The 25129-nt window shown below is 44.1% G+C and carries 23 protein-coding genes; 13 read left to right on the top strand and 10 right to left on the bottom strand.

Annotated features, from left to right (window positions below; genetic code table 11):
- Positions 1 to 163: 163 nt before the first annotated feature.
- The gene (locus tag P0M28_RS27070; protein WP_302206629.1) at positions 164 to 1957 is read left to right on the top strand and encodes an SWIM zinc finger family protein; all 1794 of its coding nucleotides are present in this window, start codon (positions 164 to 166) and stop codon (positions 1955 to 1957) included.
- Here the strand turns inward: P0M28_RS27070 and P0M28_RS27065 are convergent.
- Positions 1944 to 2363: a YtxH domain-containing protein gene (locus tag P0M28_RS27065; RefSeq protein ID WP_302206628.1), complete on the bottom strand. Its 420-nt coding sequence runs from the start codon at positions 2361 to 2363 to the stop codon at positions 1944 to 1946. The two genes, P0M28_RS27070 and P0M28_RS27065, sit on opposite strands and share 14 nt — an antisense overlap.
- Before the next feature lie 444 nt (positions 2364 to 2807).
- Between P0M28_RS27065 and P0M28_RS27060 the strand changes: the two genes are divergently transcribed.
- The 3 genes from P0M28_RS27060 (at position 2808) to P0M28_RS27050 (ending at position 4690) form a co-directional block, all read left to right on the top strand.
- The gene (locus P0M28_RS27060; RefSeq protein ID WP_302206627.1) at positions 2808 to 3272 is read left to right on the top strand and encodes a DM13 domain-containing protein; all 465 of its coding nucleotides are present in this window, start codon (positions 2808 to 2810) and stop codon (positions 3270 to 3272) included.
- Between the two features lie 96 nt (positions 3273 to 3368).
- Positions 3369 to 4229, top strand: a complete 861-nt coding sequence (locus P0M28_RS27055; protein ID WP_302206626.1) for a hypothetical protein — start codon at positions 3369 to 3371, stop codon at positions 4227 to 4229.
- A 116-nt stretch (positions 4230 to 4345) separates the two neighbouring features.
- A complete protein-coding gene (locus tag P0M28_RS27050; RefSeq protein WP_302206625.1) occupies positions 4346 to 4690 on the top strand; it encodes a DUF6787 family protein in 345 nt (114 codons plus the stop codon).
- 6 nt (positions 4691 to 4696) lie between these two features.
- Here P0M28_RS27050 and P0M28_RS27045 read toward each other — a convergent pair whose 3' ends face one another.
- Positions 4697 to 6031, bottom strand: a complete 1335-nt coding sequence (locus P0M28_RS27045; RefSeq protein ID WP_302206624.1) for a PAS domain S-box protein — start codon at positions 6029 to 6031, stop codon at positions 4697 to 4699.
- A 189-nt stretch (positions 6032 to 6220) separates the two neighbouring features.
- On the opposite strand from P0M28_RS27045, the gene P0M28_RS27040 reads away from it, so the two are divergent.
- Together P0M28_RS27040 and P0M28_RS27035 are read left to right on the top strand one after the other, a co-directional pair.
- Positions 6221 to 6541, top strand: a complete 321-nt coding sequence (locus tag P0M28_RS27040; protein WP_302206623.1) for a hypothetical protein — start codon at positions 6221 to 6223, stop codon at positions 6539 to 6541.
- A gap of 12 nt (positions 6542 to 6553) precedes the next feature.
- The gene (locus P0M28_RS27035) at positions 6554 to 8080 is read left to right on the top strand and encodes a M20/M25/M40 family metallo-hydrolase (RefSeq protein ID WP_302206622.1); all 1527 of its coding nucleotides are present in this window, start codon (positions 6554 to 6556) and stop codon (positions 8078 to 8080) included.
- A gap of 198 nt (positions 8081 to 8278) precedes the next feature.
- On the opposite strand, the gene P0M28_RS27030 is transcribed toward P0M28_RS27035, so the two are convergent.
- On the bottom strand, positions 8279 to 9457 hold the full coding sequence (locus P0M28_RS27030) for a sulfatase-like hydrolase/transferase (RefSeq protein ID WP_302206621.1): 1179 nt from the start codon (positions 9455 to 9457) through the stop codon (positions 8279 to 8281).
- Positions 9458 to 9528: 71 nt separating this feature from the next.
- On the opposite strand from P0M28_RS27030, the gene P0M28_RS27025 reads away from it, so the two are divergent.
- Positions 9529 to 10413 carry a LysR family transcriptional regulator gene (locus tag P0M28_RS27025; RefSeq protein WP_302206620.1) on the top strand — a complete coding sequence of 295 codons (885 nt, stop codon included), beginning with the start codon at positions 9529 to 9531 and terminating at the stop codon, positions 10411 to 10413.
- 166 nt (positions 10414 to 10579) lie between these two features.
- The gene (locus P0M28_RS27020; RefSeq protein WP_302206619.1) at positions 10580 to 11092 is read left to right on the top strand and encodes a DUF6155 family protein; all 513 of its coding nucleotides are present in this window, start codon (positions 10580 to 10582) and stop codon (positions 11090 to 11092) included.
- An 8-nt stretch (positions 11093 to 11100) separates the two neighbouring features.
- On the opposite strand, the gene P0M28_RS27015 is transcribed toward P0M28_RS27020, so the two are convergent.
- The 4 genes from P0M28_RS27015 to porQ all read right to left on the bottom strand — a co-directional run bounded on the left by P0M28_RS27015 (position 11101) and on the right by porQ (position 14630).
- On the bottom strand, positions 11101 to 11829 hold the full coding sequence (locus P0M28_RS27015; RefSeq protein WP_302206618.1) for an SDR family NAD(P)-dependent oxidoreductase: 729 nt from the start codon (positions 11827 to 11829) through the stop codon (positions 11101 to 11103).
- Positions 11830 to 11908: 79 nt separating this feature from the next.
- The gene (locus tag P0M28_RS27010; protein WP_302206617.1) at positions 11909 to 12085 is read right to left on the bottom strand and encodes a hypothetical protein; all 177 of its coding nucleotides are present in this window, start codon (positions 12083 to 12085) and stop codon (positions 11909 to 11911) included.
- Positions 12086 to 12116: 31 nt separating this feature from the next.
- Positions 12117 to 13517, bottom strand: coding sequence for an ATP-dependent protease ATPase subunit HslU (gene hslU / locus P0M28_RS27005; protein ID WP_302206616.1), 1401 nt, complete (start codon positions 13515 to 13517; stop codon positions 12117 to 12119).
- 90 nt (positions 13518 to 13607) lie between these two features.
- Positions 13608 to 14630 (bottom strand): type IX secretion system protein PorQ, encoded by a 1023-nt coding sequence (porQ, locus tag P0M28_RS27000; protein WP_302206615.1) that lies wholly within the window; start codon positions 14628 to 14630, stop codon positions 13608 to 13610.
- Positions 14631 to 14727: 97 nt separating this feature from the next.
- Between porQ and P0M28_RS26995 the strand changes: the two genes are divergently transcribed.
- Positions 14728 to 15636 (top strand): DUF72 domain-containing protein, encoded by a 909-nt coding sequence (locus tag P0M28_RS26995; protein WP_302206614.1) that lies wholly within the window; start codon positions 14728 to 14730, stop codon positions 15634 to 15636.
- The gene (locus tag P0M28_RS26990; RefSeq protein WP_302206613.1) at positions 15573 to 16124 is read left to right on the top strand and encodes a 3D domain-containing protein; all 552 of its coding nucleotides are present in this window, start codon (positions 15573 to 15575) and stop codon (positions 16122 to 16124) included. Before P0M28_RS26995 ends, P0M28_RS26990 begins: the two co-directional genes overlap by 64 nt.
- On the opposite strand, the gene P0M28_RS26985 is transcribed toward P0M28_RS26990, so the two are convergent.
- Positions 16121 to 16525, bottom strand: coding sequence for a DUF6146 family protein (locus P0M28_RS26985; RefSeq protein ID WP_302206612.1), 405 nt, complete (start codon positions 16523 to 16525; stop codon positions 16121 to 16123). The genes P0M28_RS26990 and P0M28_RS26985 overlap by 4 nt on opposite strands.
- Positions 16526 to 16624: 99 nt before the next feature.
- Here P0M28_RS26985 and P0M28_RS26980 point away from each other — a divergent pair, with 99 nt between their 5' ends.
- Both P0M28_RS26980 and P0M28_RS26975 read left to right on the top strand, forming a co-directional pair.
- Positions 16625 to 18709, top strand: coding sequence for a TonB-dependent receptor family protein (locus P0M28_RS26980; RefSeq protein ID WP_302206611.1), 2085 nt, complete (start codon positions 16625 to 16627; stop codon positions 18707 to 18709).
- Between the two features lie 81 nt (positions 18710 to 18790).
- Entirely contained in the window at positions 18791 to 19087 is a 297-nt protein-coding gene (locus P0M28_RS26975) for a hypothetical protein (RefSeq protein ID WP_302206610.1), read from the top strand.
- Positions 19088 to 19157: 70 nt separating this feature from the next.
- On the opposite strand, the gene P0M28_RS26970 is transcribed toward P0M28_RS26975, so the two are convergent.
- Positions 19158 to 19908 (bottom strand): IS5 family transposase gene (locus tag P0M28_RS26970; RefSeq protein WP_436841351.1). Its coding sequence is split into 2 segments (ribosomal slippage): positions 19158 to 19599 and positions 19598 to 19908, totalling 753 coding nucleotides; the frame shifts between segments, so codons are not numbered across the junction.
- A 105-nt stretch (positions 19909 to 20013) separates the two neighbouring features.
- A complete protein-coding gene (locus P0M28_RS26965) occupies positions 20014 to 22344 on the bottom strand; it encodes a TonB-dependent receptor plug domain-containing protein (RefSeq protein ID WP_302206608.1) in 2331 nt (776 codons plus the stop codon).
- Positions 22345 to 22666: 322 nt separating this feature from the next.
- Between P0M28_RS26965 and P0M28_RS26960 the strand changes: the two genes are divergently transcribed.
- A complete protein-coding gene (locus P0M28_RS26960; RefSeq protein WP_302206607.1) occupies positions 22667 to 25129 on the top strand; it encodes a DUF5916 domain-containing protein in 2463 nt (820 codons plus the stop codon).

Here is a 25129-nt window from a genome sequence, read left to right as displayed (position 1 = left end):
TTTCATAAATGATGTCTGTTTGTATTAACGGAAAATTCGCCTTTTCGATATTATCTCCGACTTCATTACTCAAATAGTTGAATTGGAGTTGTTCATCTGTTTAAATTTCTAACGATGGCTAGCTTTTACCGTTATAGTGGATACGGCAACCTAGCTAAATAACATGCAACTACCTATTACTCATCATTCGTTGGAAAGTATGGCCTCGGCCGAGAGCTTTGCTCGGGGAGAAGACTACTACCATTATAATTCAGTAGAAAATATAGTTTTTGACGGTCAGCGATTCTCCGCCAAAGTGCAAGGCACGTATCCGTATCAGGTTGAGATTAGCGGCTCCCCTACCGATACATATACGCACTGTAGTTGCCCTTACGATTGGGGCGGCATCTGCAAGCACATTGTAGCCGTAGGATTAGCTATTCTTGATGGTAAATTTGAAGACGAATCGGATGAGTACGATGATGCTGAAGTAGCAGAGACCGAAACCATATCGCTAAAAAATTTTACTGCGCTGTTTGATCGCACCGAAGATATTACGAAGCTCAGCTTTCTCCAGCAACTTCTATCCCAAAATACCCAACTCAAAACCCAATTCGTAAAATACGTAGCTGCTCAACAGCAACGTCCGGTAGAGTCACTATTAGACGATCGGGTGCTCCAGATTGAGAAGGTAAAAGAAGAGGTCTCCGTTGTGCTAGAATCGTTAACTTTTGATGAAGAAGACCTTTTTCCGCCGGGGTATTACGAAAACGGTGGTTACTACGACGAATGGAGCGATGCCGAAGAAGGAGGAGATAAAATCATTCAAAAGGGATTGGCTTCTTATCTTAAGCAGGCTAAATATTACTTTCAGCAGGGAGAACTCGCTCAAGGACTCAGCATAGTTTTGGGTATTTACGAGAGTGTTTTCTCGATCACCTCCCCTAGTAGTGACCCATTAAGCATAGTAGAAGATTATCCGGAACGGATTAAAGAGGTGCTAAACGAACAGCTAACTCCCCTGTTTCAATCTTTACAAACCACAGTAAAAGCTGAGCTTGAAATTGAGGCTGCGGTAGATTTGTTATTTTCCCGTTATCAGTACTACGAAGTGAACCCGGCACCTTCCAAAAACGGAACAGAAGGAATTTACTATCTCAAAGACTTTGAAGCTTTTTTACTGGCCATGATTGTTGATCCGTCTATGGCTCGCTTCCTTCTTCAGCGAATGCGGGAAGAAGATGTAGTAGATGTAGATACCGCACACGTAGTGTTGCGCGTTGCTGAAACGCTTCAAGATGATACGCTGTGGATTAAAACTGCTCAGGAGTTTCTGGATTTTGATAATACCTTAGCCCAACCATTGCTAGAAAAATATCATCAGCTAGATAAAACCGAAGATTTTCTGCAAACCGCTCAACGAGCATTTCAGCAATTTCCTGAGCAAACTGCTCGCTATTTGGCCGAAAAACTGAGTCCTGAGCTAAGCCTGGATTTTTACAAAAAAGTATATTCCTACCTTGTGAAGCAAGGCGGTCAGGTTGAGTATTACCAATCTGTTCGCCCTCACCTTAGCGAAAGCGAAAAAAACAGGCTCATCCAGGCTGTGAAGACGAACGATGTTTATTACGTTCAGCTACTAGCACTGGAAGAACAGCACGAAGAAATTCTTCGGCACGTACAGAACCGTACCGGGCTAGATTATGGCTTTGAAAAACTTATTGAGCCTATTCTCTCGGTATATCCGGCGCGTTGTTTTGTGATTTTAGAAAAAAAGTGCTGGCAAGCAATTGAATTGCGCGGACGCTCAGTGTACCGCATGATTGCCCGATGGCTACAACTCATGCAGCAGATTCCGGGTCACCGCGACGAAGCTGAGGCATTGGCTAGCCAGTTTTACCATCACAAGCCCAACTTACCAGCTCTTCGCGACGAGATGCGAAAAGCCGGCGTTGCTACTTCGGCTAGTTATCGCTAATATTCCGTTCGGCGCGTTCGGCCTTCTGCTTAGCTGTTTCGGCCAGTTCTTCGGCCTTTTCGGAAGCTTGCTCAATAGCGGATTCTTCGTTGTGTCCATTACCAAACATCCCTGAGATACGCCCCCGAAACTCGTTGCCCGACTGCGGTGCTACCAGCAGGGCAGCCACTGCTCCTGCAACGATACCGCCCAATAAGCCCGCCATAATTAACAAAGCGTTCTGTTGCTTTTTCTCCTCGCGGCGGCTTCTGAACAGATCATAACGCTGCTCGTTCAGCTTGGCCTTAACGGCCTTGTTTAAAGCTAGTATTACACCAGTCACCACACTTACATCTTTAAGCGCATCTAATGATAAATAGGCTGGTGCCTTCTTCTTTTTACGGGTAAAAATACTTGAAATTTCCATGTTAGTTTGAGATTAAAAAGTTTATACTCAAAATCTTATACGTAATCTACCAAAAGTCGATTACCAATTCTACAATCTTACAAAATAATTACGACCCCAACAAGTTGCCAACCGTCACCGATCGCTATCTCTCGAGTTATTCGGTATTCCAAAACACTCTTTCTAATCAGCTGGATAAAGCACCGCAGCTAGCGTGCTTGACTTTGCGTCGACTTGATTTTTATCATTCCGCCCGAAAGCAGTAAAGTTGAAGGTGCTAAGTTCAACCACATGGTTTTCTGCCTCATGGGCTAAATTTCGTGGTTTAAACCGCTGTTATAATTAAGCTATATTCTTGTGATAAACTTGTTATAATTTTTCCCCAACCCCCAGCAGTCAACGGCGTAAATACGATCAAATCATTCTTAAAAATCTTTTTATTACACCTTTTCAAACTATTTTATTATGTTGTTTAAGAACTTATTTCTCTCTGCCTTTATGATTGTTGGAATGCTAGCGATGGTAAGCTGCGAAGACGATACCGAAACAGTTACCGAAACCATTGACTCCTCGGTACCTACTGGTGACTTGATGGTTCAGCGCCAGGGCACTTTTGTTGACCAAAATAATAAATCAACCGCTGGGATGGTTCAAGTTGGTACCGATCAGGATGGAGAATCTTTTCTGCGCTTTGGTAATGATTTTACTACTGATTTGGCTACTGGCACAGTAACTATCTACTTTTCTACTTCTGATGAGCTAATAAGAGATGCCGGTGCCGGAAACCCTAATGTAAAACTGGTAGGTGCAGTCCAAGGTACGGGTGAAGACTTTTTTAAGTTATCCAGCGCTCCTGAGAATAGGTTTACACACGTAATTCTGTGGTGCGAATCGGTGGGAATACCGTTTGGAAATGCCCAACTACAGTAACAAGAAGAAGTAAACAGATAAGAGCAGAAGTTTGCCTTGGGATCGATTTAGTAGAGAACGAATAAGGCCACTTCTGCTTTTTTTATGCCTACTACAATGAAATATATACTTACGCCAATAGTAATACTATCACTAATTCAAAGCAGTGTTTTGGCCCAGAGTGGTTGGACCCGAGGAGAAGGAGAAACATTTATTCAAACTACTGTTAGCACATTTAGCTCCAATGAATTTTATGCTTTAGACGGAGAGTTGTTTGACCAAGGTAATCGTTTTCAGAGCCAAGCATTAACGCTGTACGGCGAATACGGAATTACCCGCCGGGTGACCGCTTTGTTGAATGCTCCGTTGTATCGATCTAATCGTTTTTCTAATACCGAACGGATTGGTGGTGTAGGTGATATTCGGGTTGGAGCCAAATACGCCATTTCTCAGAAGCTGCCGATTTCGTTTTCTGTTGAAGCTGAAATCCCCACTGGCAATGGAGTTAATTTTGCCAGCGTTACTGAAAATCCGGTAGTGGCGGGCGAGCGAATTAATCTTCCGGTGACGGATGGTGAATTTAATATATGGTCAACGTTAGCGATTTCTAAAAGCTTACCAACGGGCAAAACGTACGGCAGCCTTTACGGCCAATACAACGTACGCACCGAAGGTTTTACCGATCAGTACCGAGTAGGTTTAGAGCTAGGTCAGTGCTTTATTGACCGGGTTTGGCTCATTGGCCGACTAGGTATTCAAGAAAGTACATCAGATGGACAAGCAGTATCCACATTTTTGTACGGCGAAGGAACCACTTACACTACCTACGGATTAATCGCAATGGCCGACCTTACTAAAGTTGTCAGGCTCACCGCTTCTTACAGCGACTACGTCGGATTTATCGCCGAACAACAGAACATTTACGGCGGAGCCATTTGGTCTTTAGGAGTCGCCTGGGAATTGAATATTCTTGAGTAAACAATAATCTATCTGTAGCTAAGCATATTAAAACTGTTTTTTACGCACAAACCTGACTTTTATCATATTTTTCGGTTACTTTGGAATGTATTTTTGCTAAAAATCATTTTGACTGTATGAAAAAAGAAGTAGCCGTAGCATCAACATTAGAAAAGCCCTCATTCTTACAGAAGTTACAGAGCAAATGGAAGTTAGAAAGTATCGGACAGGTTATTTTAGTTCTTATTGTATTCTCATTAACTGGTACCACGGTGGTAATGCTTCGCAAGGCCTTCTTTGGTTGGATTGGATTTGATGAGTTTACTCCCTTCTGGGTAAAAACCGTGACTTACATACTATTTGTAATGCCTGCTTACCAAGTTTTGTTGCTGGCCTACGGCGCATTAGTAGGGCAATTTCAGTTCTTTTGGGAGAAAGAGAAAAAGATGGCGCGAGGAATCAAGCGGCTTTTTTCTCGGTAGTTGCGCTTAGTAAAATATCTTCGCAATCTCTTTGATCATTTCGTCGATCTCCTCCCCAGCCAGACGGACTTTTTCAATAATGCTTCGTTGCTCATTATCAGAGACAAGGTCTTCCTGCAATAAGTGAGTAAGCCCCAGTAAGCGACTCAATGGTGCTCGCACCTTATGGGAGTTAAAGAAAGAATATTCCGCAATTTGCTGGTTCCGAATCAGTAGGCTTTCTTCTGCCAACACCCGATCGGTAATGTCGACCATCCCGCCTATCATGCGAATGACTCGGTGGTTCTCATCTTGAAGAATACTACCCTTATCGTACACATACGCATAAGAGTTATCGCTACGTAGGAAACGGTACTTATCAAACCATTGCTCTTGCTTTTTCTCAATAAAATAACGGATACGGTTCATTACCCGTTGCTGATCTTCCGGATGAATATGTTGCTCCCACCACTGTATTTTCGGTTCTATCTGCTCCGGTTTGTACCCAAAGATGCGCTCCATTCCTCCATTCCAGGTGAGCGTATCACTCGTCAAATTCCAGTCCCAAACCGCATCGTTTGTTGCCCGATTGATTATTTTCAATTGTTCTTCCCGCTCCCGAAGAACTCGCTCAACGGCTTTTTGCTGACGTAAGTCACGTACGACACTAATCAAGCAGTCTTCCCCGTTAATTGTGATAATACGAGCGTTAATTTGTCCTTCCGCTAACTCTCCACCTTTAATGCGGTAGCTAGCTTCCATGAAGCTTTTTCCGTTGTTTAATAGATCATTGGTTAGCTTTTCCCGCTCTGGCAGCACGTTCCACAAACCAATATTTAGTACAGTATTACCAATCAACTCTTCTCGCTGGTATCCCGTAAGTTGCACAAAGCCTTCGTTCACATCGATAAACAGCCCATCAGCAACTCGAGTAATGCTAATAGCATCGGGGCTCAAGTGAAACACTTTATAAAACTTCTCTTCCGCTACGCGATAGGTTTCTACCTCATTACCATTGCCCACAATTGGACTAAGCACCAAAAAGTAAGCCGGTTCATTTTGGTGAGCATCCGTATCAGCTGAAAGTGAGAAAAGATAAGTGGTGGTATTTGAGCCGAGAGAGTATGTTACAATCTTCGGCAAAAGCGATAGGTTATTAATAAGATACTCCCAATCGAAATGCTTGCCCTCTAAGCCTAGTAACTTTAAGCTGGAAAAAGAGTTAGCTCCGTACTTTTCTAGTTTGAATAGCTGCTCAGCCACCCGATTGGCATTTTGTATTACTCCGTGTTGATTAAGCTCAACCATAGGCTCGCGACTATGATAAGCAACCTGTTTCAGAAATTTAGTAGATCGTGTCAAAATAGCAGTTTATAGTTAATATGTTCAATTTACGAAAGATAGACAAGAAAAAAAGCACTCACTATTGCGGTTTCAACTCGCTATTGAGCTGCCCACATAACCAATAAGAAGCAAAGAATTAGTTGTTTTTCTCATCTAGTGTTTTTAAAATGCTTATCAGAATAAACTCCAACCTAAACTTGTCGCCGTATGGATAAGAAGCGTATCGTTAAAGACTACGAGCACCTGCCGGAAGAAATTATCGAGCGGGTGAAAGCAGAATACCCCTATGGCTTTGAGGATAACCTAATCACCTTCACTAACCGGGAAGGAAAAAGGGTTTCGGCACTTCCGTTTGAGACCGAAGAAATTTACTATCTCATCCGCATGACGGTACTAGAAGCCCGTCAGATTATCGAAGACGATGATGATTACGATGACGATGGCACGTTGCGTAGCGATTTCTCGGTAGACAGAGATTTTGAAGGAGATGACGACGAGAAAGATACGGATAATAACAGCTCTTACTAACCTGAAGTATTAATGAAAATAAGCGCACTCTTGTTACTTAGCTTGTATCTACAGGCTAGCACTTTTGCTCAAACGTTATCTTCCGACAAAATTACGACCCTCGCTCATCAGCAACTCCCAACTGCCTGGAGTGATTTCCGCTCATTACTTAGCCTTCCCAACGATGCTCATTACCCGAAGGATATTGAACCCAATATTGCGTGGCTGGATAGTGCATTTCAAACTCGCCAATTTCAAACGCAACGACTTTCCACCAAAGGTGAAATTCCACTGCTGTTAGCTGAACGCCAATTTGCCCCTTCGGGAAAAACGGTTTTAATCTATCTGCAAGCGGATGGGCAGCCCGTAGATCCTACCCGCTGGAATCAACCCCACCCTTTTACCCCAGTACTCAAAGCCCAAACCGAGGATGGTAGCTGGCAGGAACTGGATTGGCAACAGCTAGCTCCCGAAGCTGATTACGAAGACTGGCGCGTGTTTGCCCGATCGGCATCGGATGCCAAGGGACCGATCATTATGTTTCTGGCGGCACTAGATGCTATGCAGCAAGCAGGGTTTACTCCTAATTATAATATTAAGGTAGTTATTGATTTTGAAGAAGAATTAGGTTCGCCTCATCTGCCGGCGGCAGTAAAAGTACATCAAGAAGTCCTGGCGGCCGATATGCTGATTATTTACGACGGCCCGCCCCATATTTCTAATCAACCTACGTTGAAGTTTGGTGCCCGGGGCATTGCGACTATCACGCTGACGGTCTACGGCCCAAGGGTTCCGCAGCACAGTGGGCACTACGGAAACTACGCTCCCAATCCGGGCTTTCGGCTTAGTCATCTGCTGGCATCTATGAAAAACGAGGATGGCCGGGTAACTATTCCGGGTTTTTACGATGGAATTGACCTTAGTGCAGACACCAAAAGCACACTTCAGCAGGTACCCGACGATGAAGCCGCGATTCAGCAAAAATTAGGTATTGCTGAAACTGATAAAGTGGGCGCAACCTATCAGGAAGCTTTGCAGTATCCGTCACTCAATATTCGGGGACTATCTTCGGGCTGGGTAGCCCAGCGGGTACGAACGATTGTTCCTAGCACAGCCACTGCCGAGATCGATATTCGCCTAGTGATGGAAAGTGACCCCGAACGCTTGATCCGTCTGGTGAGAGAGCATGTTGAGCAACAGGGCTACTATTTAGTAGATAGTTTACCTACTGACGATGAGCGGATGAAGTATCCCAAAATTGCGTTCTTTCGCTCTCAAATTTCCTATCCGGCCTTTCGCACCAAGCTAGATAGTGAGGTAGGAAATTGGCTCTCGGCAGCCCTAGCGCATCACTTCGGTGAAAACCCAATTAAAATTCGTACTACGGGCGGTTCAGTACCTATTGCTCCCTTTGTCAATACGCTGGGCATTCCAGCGGTGATTGTGCCTACCGTTAATCCCGATAACAATCAGCACAGCCCTAACGAAAACCTGCGCTTAGGTAATCTGACTCGAGGTATTGAAACCTATCTGGCTATTTTGGCCCAGCCATTGCCCTAACGTATTAAGGGTTTCATTGGATTATCTATGCACAAGCGACTGCAAGCGTTTTTAAGTGTTTAACCGAAGAAAACCGAGCACCGAAGCATTTTCCGATAAAATGATAATCGGAATCAATTCTATTATATTTCACCCAAAATTTGACCTAGCTTGATGTAGGCATCCAGAAGTTATGTGCAAGTTCAACAAACACCCGTACTAAATTTTACTGAAACGGTAATTTCCATCCAAGGCATCTTTTAATATCCCTAATACATTTTCATTTGCTTTGTACATTGTTTCTAAAGATGTAGCTGATTTCCATTCCAAAAGCCTATCGTAATTATAAAATTGGTATTCAGATAATTTAGAGTGCATCAATTCCATAAGTAGTATATTCATCTTTGGGTCTTCCGCTGAACGAATATCTGCTTTAGCCTTTAAAACTGTGTACTCTCTAAGTTGTGAGTTTATCCTTTTGACCCATTGTGGATGTTCAAGGACAGTATTATTTCCTTCAAAAATTTCAGTTAAAACCATTCCAGTTCCACCATTGCTAAAGTTCATTTTTACATTCATAGCTTTTGCTATAGTTGGAATTACATCAATATTTTCAGCATATTTTACTTTATATCCATTTTTGATATTTGAGCCATAAAAAACAATTGGTGTCAACGATGCTTCTTCATCCATATAGGTATGCCAACCAGTAGGTGCTTGACCATCACCCATAAACACAATTAACGTTGAATCGAGCAAATCAGACTCTCTTAAAAAGTCAATGAGTCGACCAATCTGTTTATCAGTTTCTATAAGTTTTTTGGAATATGGACTATTTTCCGCCCAAATGTTCTGCGCCCAAGGGTCATTACTTAAATTCTTCCCAGATTCAACCCTACCAGCACCACCAAGTTCTTGCAAATGGATTCTTGAAAACTGTAAATCGCCTTCTTCCTTGTAGGTAACAATAAAAAAATCAATCAATTCTGAATCTTTCAATCCAGATTCGGTAAGATGAAAGTCAAAAGCGACATTTAATGACCTGTAAGAATTGCTTCCTGCCGAATGAAGAGTTTTATCCGTATCAGCCAAATCATCTGGAAAAAAGTGCTGTTTCTCATCAAGAAACAAAGTTCCGGCTAAAGTCGAAATATTTGGAAAAGAAGTCGTGTGGTATTGTCCATAAGGCCAGATGGTGGGATGTATGGGAAATGCCATCACGCCTTCTTCAACTTCGGTGCCACCATCTATTAACTCTTGGATATTGGGTAGTTTATACTTTTTGGTTGCATCAGGATGAAATCCATCTACATATAATAGAATAGCTCGTTTTGATGTTTGGGCGTTAAGCGTCAAAGTTGTGACGATTATTGCAAAAATTAAAGTGAATACTTTCATAGTAAATTATTTTGAAATAAAATTACTATACCTTTAATACCTGTAAAAACTATAATCAATACTATATAGGTATGGTAAATTCTAATGCAATCTCGTATTTCAAGGCTCTTGCCCAGAAACTAAATTTTACCGAAACAGCTCAATATCTTGGTATAACACAGCCACCACTTACCAGAGCCATTCAAAAACTGGAGGAAGATTTGGGCTTTAACCTTTTTACAAGAACCAATCGCAAGGTGGAATTGACACAGGCAGGTGCTGTCCTTTATGAGTATGTTATTAGATCTGAAAAACTATTCAATGATGGAATCGAACACTCAAAAGCTGTTTCAAAAGGAAAAGTGGGATTATTGAAAATCTCTTATGTTGGTTCTTCAATGCAGTCCATTTTGCCTGCAACTTTACAGAACTTAGTAAAAGCCTATCCTAACGTGAATTTAAAGCTATATGAGCAGACTTCTGCTCAAACAATAAGTCAAGTACTTTCTGGCTCAATTGATTTAGGTATAATCAGAGGCTCAATCCATGACAACAGACTGGTTAAAAAATCTATCTTTTCAGAAAGATATGCTTTGCTAACCCCAATCAGAACGAAAATAACCAAGATTGAAGAGATAGATAAAATAATAGGCAAAGAGCCAAATTTTGTAAGCTTTGAGAGACCGCAAGGACAAGAATTGTATTCAGACATTGCCCTTTTGTTCGAAAGGCTCAATATCCAACCGAAAATTCAGCATAGGGCAAATCACCTACATTCGATTGTGAAACTGGTTGAAATTGGTTTGGGAAGTGCAGTCATCCCTAAATCGGCAATTGATAATTTGAATGTAAAGGTAAATATTTTTGAAATTGATGAAAGCTTCGGTAAATCAATATTAAATCTTGTGGCACTAAAACATCCGAAGAAACTTACGCAGGTTGGTTGGGAGTTTTTCAAAAACATAGGTGGAACATAACCTGCACATAACAATGTATAAACGCAATAGCGGTTTAGGTGCAAACCCAAACCATTTTTGTTTTTATTTAAGTATCTTTTCGACCGAAAAGCAGTTGCCTAAAGCCCGCTACTGCGCTTATACGAGACCGCGATAAGTAAGAGTTGTTACCTAAGTAAAACAACCAATGAAGACCGAATTGAATAGATATCTAAAAGCGTTAGATAAGAAAGAGCTGGAGAAAGAAGTAAAGATGCTCTACGCTAAATTCAAAGAGGTGAAGAAATATTACGAGCTTGAATTTAGTCAGGATACTACCGCTGTTCTGAATGAGTTCAAAGCCAAGATCAAAAAGGAATATTTCCCAAAGAGAGGCTTTGGTAGAGCCAGCAACCAAGCCAGCCGAAGAGTAGTCGGTGATTTCAAGAAAATATCAATCTTCAAGAAAGATGTAATTGAGCTGCTGCTGTACCGCGTGGAAATAATGATCGCATACACCAAAGCTTACGGGGATATAGATGAACCATTTTACAACTCACTGGAAAGCTCGTTTGAAGAAGCCTGCAAACTAATCGAAGAAGAAAAGTTAAAGGAAGAATACAGTAGTAGATGTCGTGAAATAATAGACGAAACGTATCCTTTCGGTTGGGGATTGTACGATGGATTAAAGTATAGTTTTGACAACCATTTGGGTGATTAAGAAACGGTTTAAAACTCCCGTACATCCAGTCGTACCTCGGTGAATTTTTCAGGATGGTTAATCAGGTAAAAGTATTTTTCAGCGGTTTGCTGGGGGTTGTCTAAAGCTCCGTCGGCTTTATAGTTTTTGAAGTTTTGCAGACGACTAAAGTTTTGCTCATCGGTTTCACGTATGTCGGTTTGCATCTGCGTATCTACAATGCCGGGGGCTACAGAGTACACTCGGAAGTTTTGGACGTTTTGCTTTTCTAGTTCCAAGGCGGCTACTTCAGTCAGCATATCCAGGGCTGCTTTAGAAGCGCAGTAGCCCGACCAGCCGTCTACCGCATACTTAGACACCCCCGAAGAAACATTGATAATAACTCGTTCGGCGGCCGCATCCCGGTACTGGCGAATGAAGTGATTCATTAGAATAGCCGGGGCAGTTATGTTCAGTGAAAAAAGCTGCTCAATCTTCGCATCAGCTATCGAGCCAAAGTATTTTACATCACCCAGCGTTCCGGCATTATTGATAAGCACAATTTGTTTAGCATCCGATAACTCTAAAAAAATTGAAGCAATCTGCTCGGAAAGATTATCAATATCAGATAAATCTATTGAATGGTGAGTATAGCGATCGTGCTGAATATTTTGCTGGCGGGAAAACCCAATTACTTGAGTATTGTCTTCCTGCAAAGCCCGCTCAGCTAAAGCTCGACCAATTCCTCGGCTGGTTCCGGTAATGAAGTAGTAATTCACAGGTTATAGTTGATAATTGAAAATGGGTAGTTGATAAAACTGTCCGGACTCAAGATTTGGCTCTCACGTTTCCGTAAAATTATTCTCCTGGGGCAGCGTCTTGTATTTCAGTATCTTCCTCCACTACAATAACAATGTCTTCTTTATACTTTTGCTCATCGTAGTATACATTATGAAACGCCAGCATATACGCCACTCCTATTGCCCAGATCAGTCTGCGCGTTGTCCGCCAAGCTGCTTTCAAAATTCGCTTCATCTGCAACAGTAAACTAAGGTTCGTCTTCCGTCTACAAAATAAATTGACTCAGGTCTTTATTCTGTACCAGCCCCGACAGGCTTTCTTCTACCATTTCTTTCGTAATGACTAAGTGAGCATTTGCCCCGATTTTATCTGGCACATCAAATAAAAAGTCGTTGAGAAGATGACTCATCACCGTATGTAGGCGACGCGCCCCAATGTTTTCAATCTCCGAGTTAATCTGAAAAGCAATATCGGCTAATGCTTCCAGCGCGTCCCCCTGAAATTCTAGCGTTACCTCTTCCGCACCAAACAAGGCTTGGTACTGCTTGGTGAGCGCATTTTTGGGTTCCTGTAAAATACGTATAAAGTCCTCGTTCGTCAGATCGTTCAACTCTACCCGGATCGGGAAGCGACCCTGTAGTTCGGGAATCAGGTCGGAGGGTTTAGAAACATGGAAGGCTCCGGCCGCTACAAACAAAATATGATCGGTGTGAATGATTCCGTACTTGGTATTCACCGCACTTCCTTCCACAATTGGCAGCAGGTCACGCTGCACCCCTTCCCTACTTACATCCGGGCCACCCTTACGGTCAGAACCCGTGGCTACTTTATCAATCTCATCAATAAAGATGATTCCGGTGTTTTCGGCTTTCTTAATGGCTTCCTCCTTTACTTCGTCCATATCAATCAGCTTGGCCGCTTCTTCTTCCAGCAAAATTCGTTTGGCATCGCCGATACTTACTTTGCGCTTTTTGTTTTTCTTCGGCATCATATTGCCGATCATCTCCTGCAAGTTCATCATCGAGCTTTCGTCTACCATTCCTCCACCAATCATACCAATCCCCGGATTGCTAGGCTGCTTCACATTAATATCTATCTTACGATCATCAATCTCTCCGTTCCTAATCTTCTCCCGAAAGCGTTCGCGCGTCCGCTGATTTAGTTCTTCATCGGTAGTAGGCTCGCTGTTGGTTTCAAACCCGACGGTAGAAGACTGGCTTCGCGCAGGTGTGCTCTTAATCGGCGGAATCAATGCATCCAGAATAATTTCTTCTACTATATCAGCCGCTTTTTCCTTTACTTCTTCTTGCTTACGCTCCTTCACCAAGTTAACCGACTGCTCTACCAAGTCGCGCACCATGCTTTCTACATCACGACCTACGTAACCTACCTCGGTAAATTTAGAGGCTTCTACTTTGGTAAATGGGGCATCAGCGAGATTAGCTAGCCGACGGGCAATCTCAGTTTTCCCCACCCCGGTAGCCCCAATCATTAAGATATTGTTGGGAATGATTTCGTTTTGTATCTCGGTAGGCACGTGCATTCGGCGCCAGCGGTTTCGTAGGGCAATGGCTACATTCTTCTTGGCATCGTTTTGCCCAATAATATATTTATCTAACTCAGCAACAATCTGGCGAGGGGTCAAATACTGCTTATCTTCTAACATAGTATTTTGTCTTGATTATTAAATTCAGTAGGATTTGATAACTGCACTATCGCAATTATAGTTTAAGACGGATAGAAAGTAGATTTTATGCTAAAGCTTCTTGAGAAATATTTGATCTAAGTTCAGCGACAGTCCAACTTGATTAAAGGCACCAGCCGCGTGCAGTGTAGCCCGGCTGTAATCGACCCGAAAGGTGTTCGTTCTAAACATGAGTCCGAAAGTAAGTCCGGCCCCACCCGCCGTTTGTGGTAATTGTAACGTGCTTCGGGTTAAATGGTTATAGCCCACCCGTAGCTGAAAATTAGGGGTTAATAACAGTTCTGAACCAAATGATAAATGACGAAGTATTTGCCCGCCTATGCCTAGTTCTTCCCCATCTTCTTCCCGGTAGTCGTAGCCATTAATGAGACGATAAGCCGTAAAGTGAAAACGAAAGGGCATAAACTGAGGTTTTACCGAAACGCCAATCTTCACATCGCTGGGCAATTCCCGAATGCCCGCCGAAAGTTCATCCCGTAGCAGAATGCCAAAATTGCTGAACACCAACGCCACCGTTAAATCTTGGGTAGGATGCCGAAACACGCCCGAAACATCAGCCAACAATCCGGTAGCCGCATAGCCTGAGATTTGACTGTTTACCCACTTCAAATTCCCCCCCAACCGAAACGGGCGCATCTCGTGGCTGTAGTTCAGCACAACCGCAAAATCTTGGGCTGAGAAATCTCCCGCAGGCAAGCCAGTTGCATCAAAACTTTCCAATGAGCCGTAATTCAAGTACTGAAGGGCTACGCCAAATGTACCGACCGCTTCCCGATGATGAGAATAACCTAAAGACACTTGGGCAATGTCAGCATAGTAGGGAGTGTAGTGAATAGAGACTTGCTGATGAAGCCCCGGCTGATTGAGTGCTGGATTGAACATGAACTGAGTAACTTCCTGCACCCGGCTAGAATCGTACCCCAAAGCTACTTGCTGACGACCCAGCGCGGTTATCTGAGCAGTAGAGCTGATCTCTAGAAACTCAAATACCCGTTGCCCGCCCACCTGCGCATACAAATGCTGAGCACTCAGTGTGGCAATTGTTATTCCCAGTAAAAGGATAAATCGTTGCATGTTTGCGAGAAATGATGCAAGTTAGAAATGATTGTAAAACTGCCAACGCAAATAACGTAATAACAACGGGGTGACGTCAGTTACCGTATTGATTTGTATGAAATTTGGAAAGCTCGCTGATATATCAAAAGTTAACTTTACCCTTCCTCCTGACCATCCGGCTACGCAACCAGTTCTTGAAAACCACGGTGGCTCTGCCAATCCGCGAGTGTTCGTTGGCTCGGCTCGTTGGGGAGAGCGTGATCTGATTGGAAAGATTTATCCGCCCAAAACTCCTGCTAAAGATTATCTTACGCATTATTCCCGCCACTTTTCTACCATTGAACTAAATAGCACGCACTATCAACTTCCTAGCGTGAATCAAGTTACTCAGTGGAAACAGAAAGCCGAAGAATCATTTACCTTCTGTCCTAAACTACCCCAATCAATTAGCCACCAGACAGATTTCGGTCAGGGTATTTACGCCACTGAACAACTAGCCCCAGCGTTACGCGCCTTTGGCAACCAGCTAGGGATGCCTTTTATGCAACTACCGCCTACGTTTCATCCGCAAAAGGGAAAGTTATTATTCAATTACCTAGAACAGTGGCCTCAGGATATTCCGCTGGCGATAGAGTTTCGCCATCCTGATTGGTTTAGTCAACCGCGCCTTCGCGACCGGGCGTTTCAACTGCTGGAAGAAATGAATGTAAGTACGGTGATTACCGATACTGCCGGACGGCGCGATGTTGTGCATATGCGACTAACGACTTCTAGCGTGATGGTTCGTTTTGTCGGTAACCGTCTACATCACACTGATTACCTACGGATTGATACCTGGGTACAGCGAATTAAAAAGTGGCTGAAGCTCGGTCTTCAAGAGATGTACTTCATTGTGCATCAGCCCGAAGAAGCACTTTGCGTTGACCTTAGCACCTACTTAGTGCAACAACTAAATCAGGAATGTGGATTGAGACTGTCGGCACCTCAACCGCTCAGCATCGGTCAGCAGCAGGAGTTATTTTAGATATTGCTTTCCGATCACACCGGAACAAGTATTACCCATTGAACAGTATGTTGCTCAAATCTGTTGTTTTCATAGTTGTTAAGGACAATATCGCTATGAAAAACACCACTACCTCTACCCTATTAATTACGCTGTTTGCCCTCAATATCTTTTCCTGTCAAAATCGGGAAACACTAGAAGTTACTGCTACTGCCTATAATTCAGTAGAAGCCCAAACCAAAAAGGGCGATCCTACTACGGCTGCTTGGGGCGATAAGCTTGAACCCGGCATGAAGGTTATTGCAGTCTCTCGCGACCTGCTTCACGAGCATGGCTTAGACCGGCATACCAAAGTGAAAATTAAGGGCCTACCGGGAACGTATCGGGTGCTAGACAAGATGAACAAGCGCTGGAAGAAGCGAATCGATATTTATATGGGCACCGATATTCAAAAAGCCCGGGAATGGGGCAAGCAGCAAGTAGAAATCTCCTGGATGGCCGGTAGCTAAACCGGGAAATTATACCGTCGCCCGTGCAAATCCTCAACGTACTTAAAATACCAAAACAGTTGATAATTTAGCTCAATACCGTAATCCTCCGAATAATCGTAGTTAATTATATTCTGAAAGGGTGAATTTCCGCCGAACCGTCCTACCTTCTCGTTCCAAGCAGCTACGTACTGCCGATTCTTCTGCGCGTAGTACTGCGGAGAGTAAAAACCTACCGGACGACTGTTCGTTTGCATCCAGCGATCAAAATTATTATCAAAGATCAGCACTTCGTATTCTTCCTCGTCGTCCGGTTGAACAATGTTGGGTTGGGTGCGGTCGCGGGTGCTTCCTCCCAAGTACGCCGGTGAACATGCAACACTGATGAATAAAAATATGGCGGTGTAGACCAAACTTTTCATGGTAATGATACTTTTGTGTAGTATTCTTTACTGTATAACTATTCGGAGTTAAAAAAGATTGTCTTCTTCCCTACCTTCGCTAATTAGCACAACAAAACTATGTTCAAACACCTACTCTTTTTTTCAGCTATTTTTTTGATTTCTTATTCCGCGTTGGCGCAAGTCGGCAGCGATTCTTCCTATGTTCGAACCGAAACCCTGGATGAAATTACCATAATTGGCTACGATACCGAGCAAAAATTGTTAGAAACTCCAATTGCAGTTTCCGTACTACCTTCTCAGGAGATTCGGGCGTACGATGAAACTTCGCTGGTTCCGGCCATGAACACACTGCCGGGCGTGCGAATGGAGCAGCGCTCACCAGGTAGTTACCGCATTGCTATCCGAGGAAGTGCGCTGCGGGCACCCTTCGGAGTACGAAATGTAAAAGTATATTGGAACGATATTCCCTTTACCGCCCCCAGTGGCAGTACGGACTTAAACCTACTGGATATCAGCAACTTTGGGTCAGTAGAAGTTATTAAAGGTCCGGCGGGAAGTATCTACGGAGCGGGTACCGGTGGTGTGGTTAACATCCGTAGCTTACCGCGCCAGCAAAACGGAACAATTGCGGAAGTGGGTGCAACCTGGGGTTCGTTTGGTCTGCAACGTTATACTGCCTCAATCAAACAATTCAATGAGCAAAATCGCTGGGCGGTTCGGTACGCCCATCAGCAAGCCGAAGGCTACCGTAATCAAACTGCCATGAACCGCGATGTGCTGGAGTTACGTGGGGAGTTTGATGTATCCGATCAGCACACGGTCTCTACCAGCTTTTTATATTCTGACCTGTTTTACGAGATTCCGGGTGGATTGGATTCGGCACAATTTGCTGAAAACCCCCGGCAAGCCCGTCAGGCAAACCGCTTCGCACCCGGTAGCGAAGAGGCAAACACCAGAACTGAGCATGAATATGTATTGATTGGGCTAACTAACGAATACCGCTGGGGTGATAACCTAAAAAACCAGACTACCATTTACGGCAACTTCAGTGCTTTTGAAAATTCATTCAACACCAATTACGAACGAGACGGTCGCCAGGGTGGTGGGGGCCGAACCCGCTTTTACTACGATCATAGTTTTGGTTCGGTAGAAGCCCGATATGTAGTAGGAGCCGAATTTCAGTCAGCAATGAACGTAGTCCGCACCTTTGAGAATAATATGGGAGTAGCGGGGGCGCTCCGGTTTGATGACGAGCTCCGTAGCGAACAAGCCATTTTTTTCGCCAAAGCCGACTTCGCGCTGCCTAATGATTTTTTTGTAACTACCGGATTAAGTCATAACCGCCTAAACTACGATATTTACCGGCTGGTAGATAACGATTTGGATAGCTCCTACCAAGCCAACGTATCGTATGACCCGGTATGGGTTCCTCATATTGGAATCAGTAAACAGATCACGAACCTGATAACTGCTCGGGGCAGCGTAAGCTTAGGCTTCTCTCCCCCCACTATTGAAGAAGTACGCACCAGCGAAGGCACGATCAATCGGGAACTGCAACCCGAACGAGGGGTTAACTATGAATTAGGCTTGCGAGGACTCGTCTTCAATAATAAACTTCAGTTTGATGTAGCGGCCTTTTACTTTCAACTGAGTGAAACCATTGTGCAACGACAATCAGAGGAGATTACCGTTTTATTCTCTAACGCCGGTAGTACTGACCAAGCCGGATTTGAACTGGCCGCCACTTGGTTTGCCATTCAAGCTCCCCAACAAACCATCAGTTCGTTGGAAGTTCAAACCGCTTACACACATCATAATTTTGCTTTTAACGAGTACCAAAAAGAGGGTGAAGACTTTTCGGGTAACGACCTGACGGGAGTAGCTCCGAATGTGTGGGTAACTACCCTACGTTTACAAACCCGCCCTGGTTTTTACGCTAACCTTACCTACAACTTTACCGATGAGATTCCGCTCAATGATGCTAATACCGTATTTGCTGATGCCTATCATTTGGTGCAAGGAAGACTAGGTTACCGAAAAGAATTGAACAGTGGTTGGCAGCTAGAACTATTTACCGGAGCAGATAATTTGTTGAATCAAAAATACAGTTTAGGCAATGATATTAACGCCTTCGGCCGACGATACTACCAACCCGCCGCCACTCGTAACTATTACGCTGGCCTGAAAATTGGGAAGCGATAAGCCAGTTTGATTTTTTAACTTACATGTAGGATTTCCACGTTTACAGTAGCAACTAAAAAAACGGCGAAAAACGAACGAGGTATGGAAGACCGAATCATTGAGCGATTACTTTCTGAAAGGCTAGTCAAGCAAGATCGTCAAAGTGAACTACTAGAAAAATCGGTAGATGACCAGGTCGGAATGCGAAAAGACATTAACGATATGCGCCAGGATATTAGCGGGCTTACCGCCGTAGTGAAAGAAAGCTTTGAAAGCATCAAACATAATTTTGATGTGCTTACTGAAGAGGTAACAAAGACGCGCCAGTTGGATGAGCGCGTTACCCGCATCGAAAAACATCTGTTTAAAGGTTCGTTACGTCACGAACCTCGGGGGTAAATAATTATCAGAATAAGGTTTAATTAGTCCCCACTTTTTAACCGAAGGTCTAGGCCGTGTTGACATATGATTATAACGTTAAGATGACACAACTAGCTATGTGCCAGAAGGCCAGAAAGTTACGTGCTGTCTTTTCATATCGCGTAGCTAATCGCCGATAGTGTTTCGCTTTATTGTAAAAGCGTTCCACTTTATTGCGGTCAGCATACAAATTTTCGTCATATTCTCGCTGGTCAACCCGATTCGCTTTGGGCGGAATCACCGCCTCAGCTCCCATTTGAGCAATTAACGCTAGAAAATCGTTGCTGTCATAAGCCTTGTCTGCGATCACCGCCTCGACATGCTCCCCTTCAATCAAATCAGGCCCAGTGCATACGTCTGCTGCTTGCCCTGGTGTCAAGATGAGTCGCCGGGGGTTGCCTAATGCATCTACGCTAGCGTGTACTTTCGTGCTTTTCCCCCCTTTACTCTTACCTATGGCTTCTTCGGCTTGTTTGTTACTTTTTTTGCCCTGCTGAGTGCTGGTGGGCACGCACTACCGTACTGTCCGTCATTATCCATTCTAAATCAGGCTCTTGCAATGCTTCAAACACTCGCTTCCACACACCCTTTTCAGCCCATCGGTTAAAGCGAACATACACGCTATTCCATTTTCCAAAACGCTCTGGTAGATCCCGCCACGGTGCGCCACTTCGGGCAATCCAAAGCACCGCATGAACAAACAGACGGTTGTCGGCCGTTCTACCCCGATCCAAGGTTGTACCTGGTAGTAGAGGGGCAATATTCTGCCATTGATCCTCTCGTAATTCGTATCTACGCATATTCTTTTACATCAAAGATCCCAAGATTACCATTATATGTCAACACGCCCTAGAATTATTACTCATCAGTTACTATTAATTCATCATCAATCATTACTCATTCCTTCAAAAACTCCCACGGACTGCCACAATTGCATTGATACCCGGTGCACTAATGCCGGATGCGTACGGGCGGTAGTGTTTGTCCAGAATATTTTCCAATCCTAACTGTAGGCGTAGCTTCGGAAGAATTTCGTAGGAACTAATCAGATTGAGGGTAAACCAAGCGAGTGAACCTTCTTCGGTATACAGGTGGGGCTTATTCTGTTCCGAAGGGGCTAAATCTTCCAAAGCGACCGAGCCGTTGTAACGCAAAAAAAACTCTCCCTGCCACTTGTTTCGCTTATAGCTTACCGAAGTGCGGCCAAACCAAGGAGTCACGTGCCGTAGTGGCTGGTTTTCTTCGGTATCCCGCCCGGTATTATCCGAAAAGGTAGCCCGTAGTTTCCAGTACGGCGATAAATCCCCTTCTAGCTGTAAGCTATAGCCCCAAATATACGCTTGCCCGGTATTAGTAATTGCCTGCACATTGCTCAGCACTCCGTCGTAGAGTATGCTATCTTGACCACTGAACGTAAAATCACGTCGTACCATCGCATTCCGCAGTAGCGAACCATAGAGCACCCCATTAATTTTCCATTGGTCGGAAAAATGAAATGTGCCCCCTACCTCAGCATTGTAAGAATATTCCGGCGATAAATTCGGATTAGGTACTACAACATTGCCCGGTTCAGAATCAAAAACTTTTCCAATATCGTCAATATTTGGGGCTCGAAAACCAGAGGAAGCTACCGTGCTAAACTGCCAGCGTTCATCCGGACGGTAGGTTAGCCCCAAACTACCACTCAATGCTCCGGTTCCCAGATCAATCCGATTGTAGGGAAAATTAAAAAAGGATGTATCGGCAAATTCAGAAGTCAACCAAACGTAGCTGTAGCGTATGCCGGCAGAGAGCGTTGTCTTAGGATTGGGGTTCCACTGATAACTGGAGTACAAGGCTGCGCTTTGGTAACGGCTACCCCCATCAGGATAGCGCGTACTGGAAGGTTCCTGCTCACCGCTCTCAATATCCTGCTGAAAAGCCGATGATTGCACATCATTAAAAACGTACTCCCCGCCGTAAAACAACTGATGTTTGGCATTCCACTGACGATCAGCATCCAGATTGATAGTCCACATACCGACATCTTCCGTTCGGCTTCGTAGCAAATTACGCTGAAACCGACGGTCATTACGGCTTTCCTGCACCTGCTGGTACCCAATCGTAATTTTTGCTGCATCATACCAGCGGTTAGCATTATAAAAATCTGCTTTCAGGTAGTTCATCATCCAGCGCTGCGGCCCGTAGTACCATTCGGCATTCCGAGGCAATTCACGCTCACTTTCTTCTATTAAGCGATCGTAGCGGGGAATATCCGACGTAGTGCTAAACAAAAAGCCGTAGGTGAGATCAGCATAGTCAGTAAGGCGATAACGAAATTTTTGCATCATATTCCATTGGCGATAGCCTGAAGGGACCTGACGATTAACATCAGTATTCTGAACCAAAGTATCTTGCCCATTTCGTTGCACTACGTACTGCGGGCGTTTTCCAAAGTCAGGAAAACTCGCTGGACGCCCGTTTCCTGCTCTCAGATCGCCGAAGCTGCTGTACGTAAAGTTCGTGAGCGAAGCCCAGCGTTTTCCGGCCAGATCGAACCGGATATTCCCCGTTTTTTCGTGGGCAGCACTGCTGTAACGAATAAAGCTCTGCCCTTTTATCTCCAGGTTGGCAGAAAGGCTGTAGGAAGGCTTAAACGTATGAAAATCCATTACCCCACCCAGGGCATCACTGCCGTAAATCACCGAACTTGGCCCAAAGACTACTTCTGCTTCGCCAATCAAGTTGGGGTCGATGCTGATGACGTTTTGCAGGTTACCACTACGGAAAATAGCGTTATTCATGCGGATTCCATCTACTACAATCAGCACCGAGTTGGCGGCGAAGCCCCGGATCATCGGACTACCTCCCCCCAATTGACTACGCTGCACGAATACTTCTCCGGTTTGCTCCAAAGCATCGGCGGCAGTTCCCGGGTTACGCAATGCAATAGCCGACGGGCTAATTGATGTAATTTGTTGAGGTATTTCTTCTGGTTGCTGTTCCCAGCGATTTACCAATACCACCGTTTCATCTAGCTGAACTACGTTTTCTTCCAGAACCATTTTCCAGTTACGAGATGCCAACTTCTCCGATGTAGTTTTATCGGGGCGATAAGCCGGGTGCTGAAAGTAGATGGTATCACTATTTGAAAACATTTCCAACGTGACATTTCCTGCCTCATCCGTCTGGGAAAATACGGTTCGATCACTCCCTACAACCATTACGCCTGCAATCGGTTGTAACTTTTTGTTCAAAACTTGAATATTTTGACAACAGACCCAATGTGAGATAGCTGACAAAAACAAAAAAACACCAAATCTACCTTTCATAGCGTTACAAAATTAGCTACCTTCACCGTAATATCTTGAGAAGATTGCAAGAAAATTAATTTTTCTTAAACCTTTTTTCAAAATAGCGAGTGTAATATTAGTGATTTGATTGTCTTGCTAAAGCGAAGAAATATTAACTTTTTTACATTCGAAGTTACGCTGGGAGCTGGAATGCAAAAAACATCCCCCTTTAATTATATTTTTGCTTATTGACAAGGTTTTCATTTATACTATCGCTCTAACACGAATGTCGCTCAAATTTTTGCTTGCTTTTCTTTCTATTTATTTACTAACACTTCCTTTTGCTTTATCAGCCGATACTCCTCAAAAGAATCTTTTCGCTACCCGCATTACTGCCCCTCCCAAAATTGATGGAATACTGGATGAAGAAATTTGGCTGAAGACCCGCTGCTCGGCCATGAACTTTGTGCAGCGAAGTCCTAACCCAGGCGGTGAGCCTTCGGTACCTACGGAAGTAAAAGTACTGTACGACAATCATTCAATCTACATAGGTGCTTACCTATACGACGTATCAGCAGACAGCATTATGCGGGAGTTCACGAAGCGGGATGACTTTGGTTTTTCCGATGTTTTCAGTGTATATTTTGATACGTACGATGACGATATTAACGCCTTTGAATTTTCGATTTCGGCCGCTGGAGTGCAGATTGACCGCCGGTGGACCGCCATGGGCCGGGATGAAAGCTGGAATGCTGCCTGGATTAGCGAAGTTACCATAGATGGTTCCAATTGGTACGTAGAAATGGAGGTACCCTTCTCGGCTCTTCGATTTCCTAAAACCCCCGTTCAAGAGTGGGGCGTTAACTTTCGTCGCGCAGTACGGCGAAACAATGAAAGCAATTACTGGAATGAAATTGATCCCCAAGTTAATGGATTTGTCAATCAGTTCGGTCGTATGGCGGGCGTTATCAACGTAAAATCTCCCGTTCGCCTTTCTATATCCCCCTACGTTTCGGCTTATCATGATACGTATTCCGGCGACCTCGAAAATCCCGCTTCCACCAGTTCACAGTTTAACGGCGGAATGGACATTCGTTACGGAATTAACGATGCATTCACGCTGGATATGATCCTCGTACCCGATTTTGGTCAGGTAGTTTCCGATAATCAGGTGCTAAACCTCACCCCTTTTGAGGTTCAGTTTGATGAAAATCGCCAATTCTTTAAGGAAGGTACCGATCTATTTAACAAAGGCGATTTCTTTTACTCCCGCCGGGTGGGTGGGAGACCGCTACTGTACGGCGACGTAGACGATCAGCTTTCCGATACCGAGGAAATTTTATCTAACCCACAAGAGAGTGGCCTGATCAATGCTACCAAATTATCGGGACGAACCACCAAAGGCTTCGGAATGGGAGTGTTTAATGCCATGACGAGTAGCACCTTTGCCCGAGTACAAGACACTGAAACGGGCGAAGTACGCGAAGTACTTACCGATCCTTTTACAAATTACAATGTACTGGCCTTCGACCAGAGTTTACCTAATAATTCCTACGTTAGTTTGGTTAACACCAATGTGCTTCGCCAGGGGCATCACTACGATGCGAACCTAACTGGGACTACTTTTCGCTTAGCCAATCAGGGCAATCAGTACGCAATATCTGGCCGGGGGGCAGTATCTCAAAAATACGGTTTAGCCGATGGTAATGAGTACGGCTTTATGTCATCGGCCACTTTAGCCAAAGTGGGAGGTAACTTCCGAGCTTCATTTACCAATTATATTGAAAGCGATACGTACGACCCCAACGATATGGGTTTCTTACGAGCCAATAATGAGGTACGAACTTCGGCTAATGTCGGGTACAACATCTACAAGCCTTTTTGGAAGTTATTAAACCTCTCTACGGATTTAGACTTTCGCTACCAACGCTTGTATGCCCCTTCGGTATTCACCCAGTTCAACGTGTCTGCTTCAGCGCGGGGTACGTTTCGTAATTTTCTATCCATGAGCCTGCGCTACGAATCGGCTCCGGTGCATCGTTACGATTACTTTGAACCTCGGGTAGAGGGTCGATATGTGGTTGAACCCGCTTACCATAATTTCGGAGTGTCTATGCGTACCGATAATCGCAATCAGCTATCACTCGGAGGGTACGTGGGCTACACCGATTTTGATTTTGAAGATCAAGAAGGATTATATCTGAGCTTTGACCCTCGTTTTCGGGTAAATAATAAGCTTACCTTCTCCAGTAGTTTAGTTTATCAGGCTAGGGCTAATGATATTGGCTTTGCTGAAAAGGAAAAGATTGATGATGCTCATCTAATAACCTTCGGGCGACGAGATATTAATACCATTAGCAATATTTTCCGAACTAAGTACACCTTCAATAATCGGATGGATCTTTCCTTCCGAATGCGACACTACTGGTCGGAGGCAGACTATCAGGAATTCTACACCTTAGGCGACCAAGGCGAATTGCTCGATAGCGATTACGATGGTAATGAGAATCGTAATTACAATACCTTCAACATTGACATGGTATATACCTATGCTTTTGCTCCTGCCAGTGAGATTAGCGTAGTTTGGAAGAATAATATTGTACGCGACGAAGATGTGCTGCAAAATGACTACATCACAAACTTAGAGAATACCTTCGCATCTCCTCAGAGCAACAGTGTGTCTGTAAGGGTACTTTATTTCATTGACTACTCCATGATGATGAAACGGATTGGGCGTAATAACCTGTAG

This window comes from Tunicatimonas pelagia (assembly GCF_030506325.1).
Taxonomy (GTDB): Bacteria; Bacteroidota; Bacteroidia; order Cytophagales; family Cyclobacteriaceae; genus Tunicatimonas; species Tunicatimonas pelagia.
This window is presented reverse-complemented; position numbering and strand designations above follow the sequence as displayed.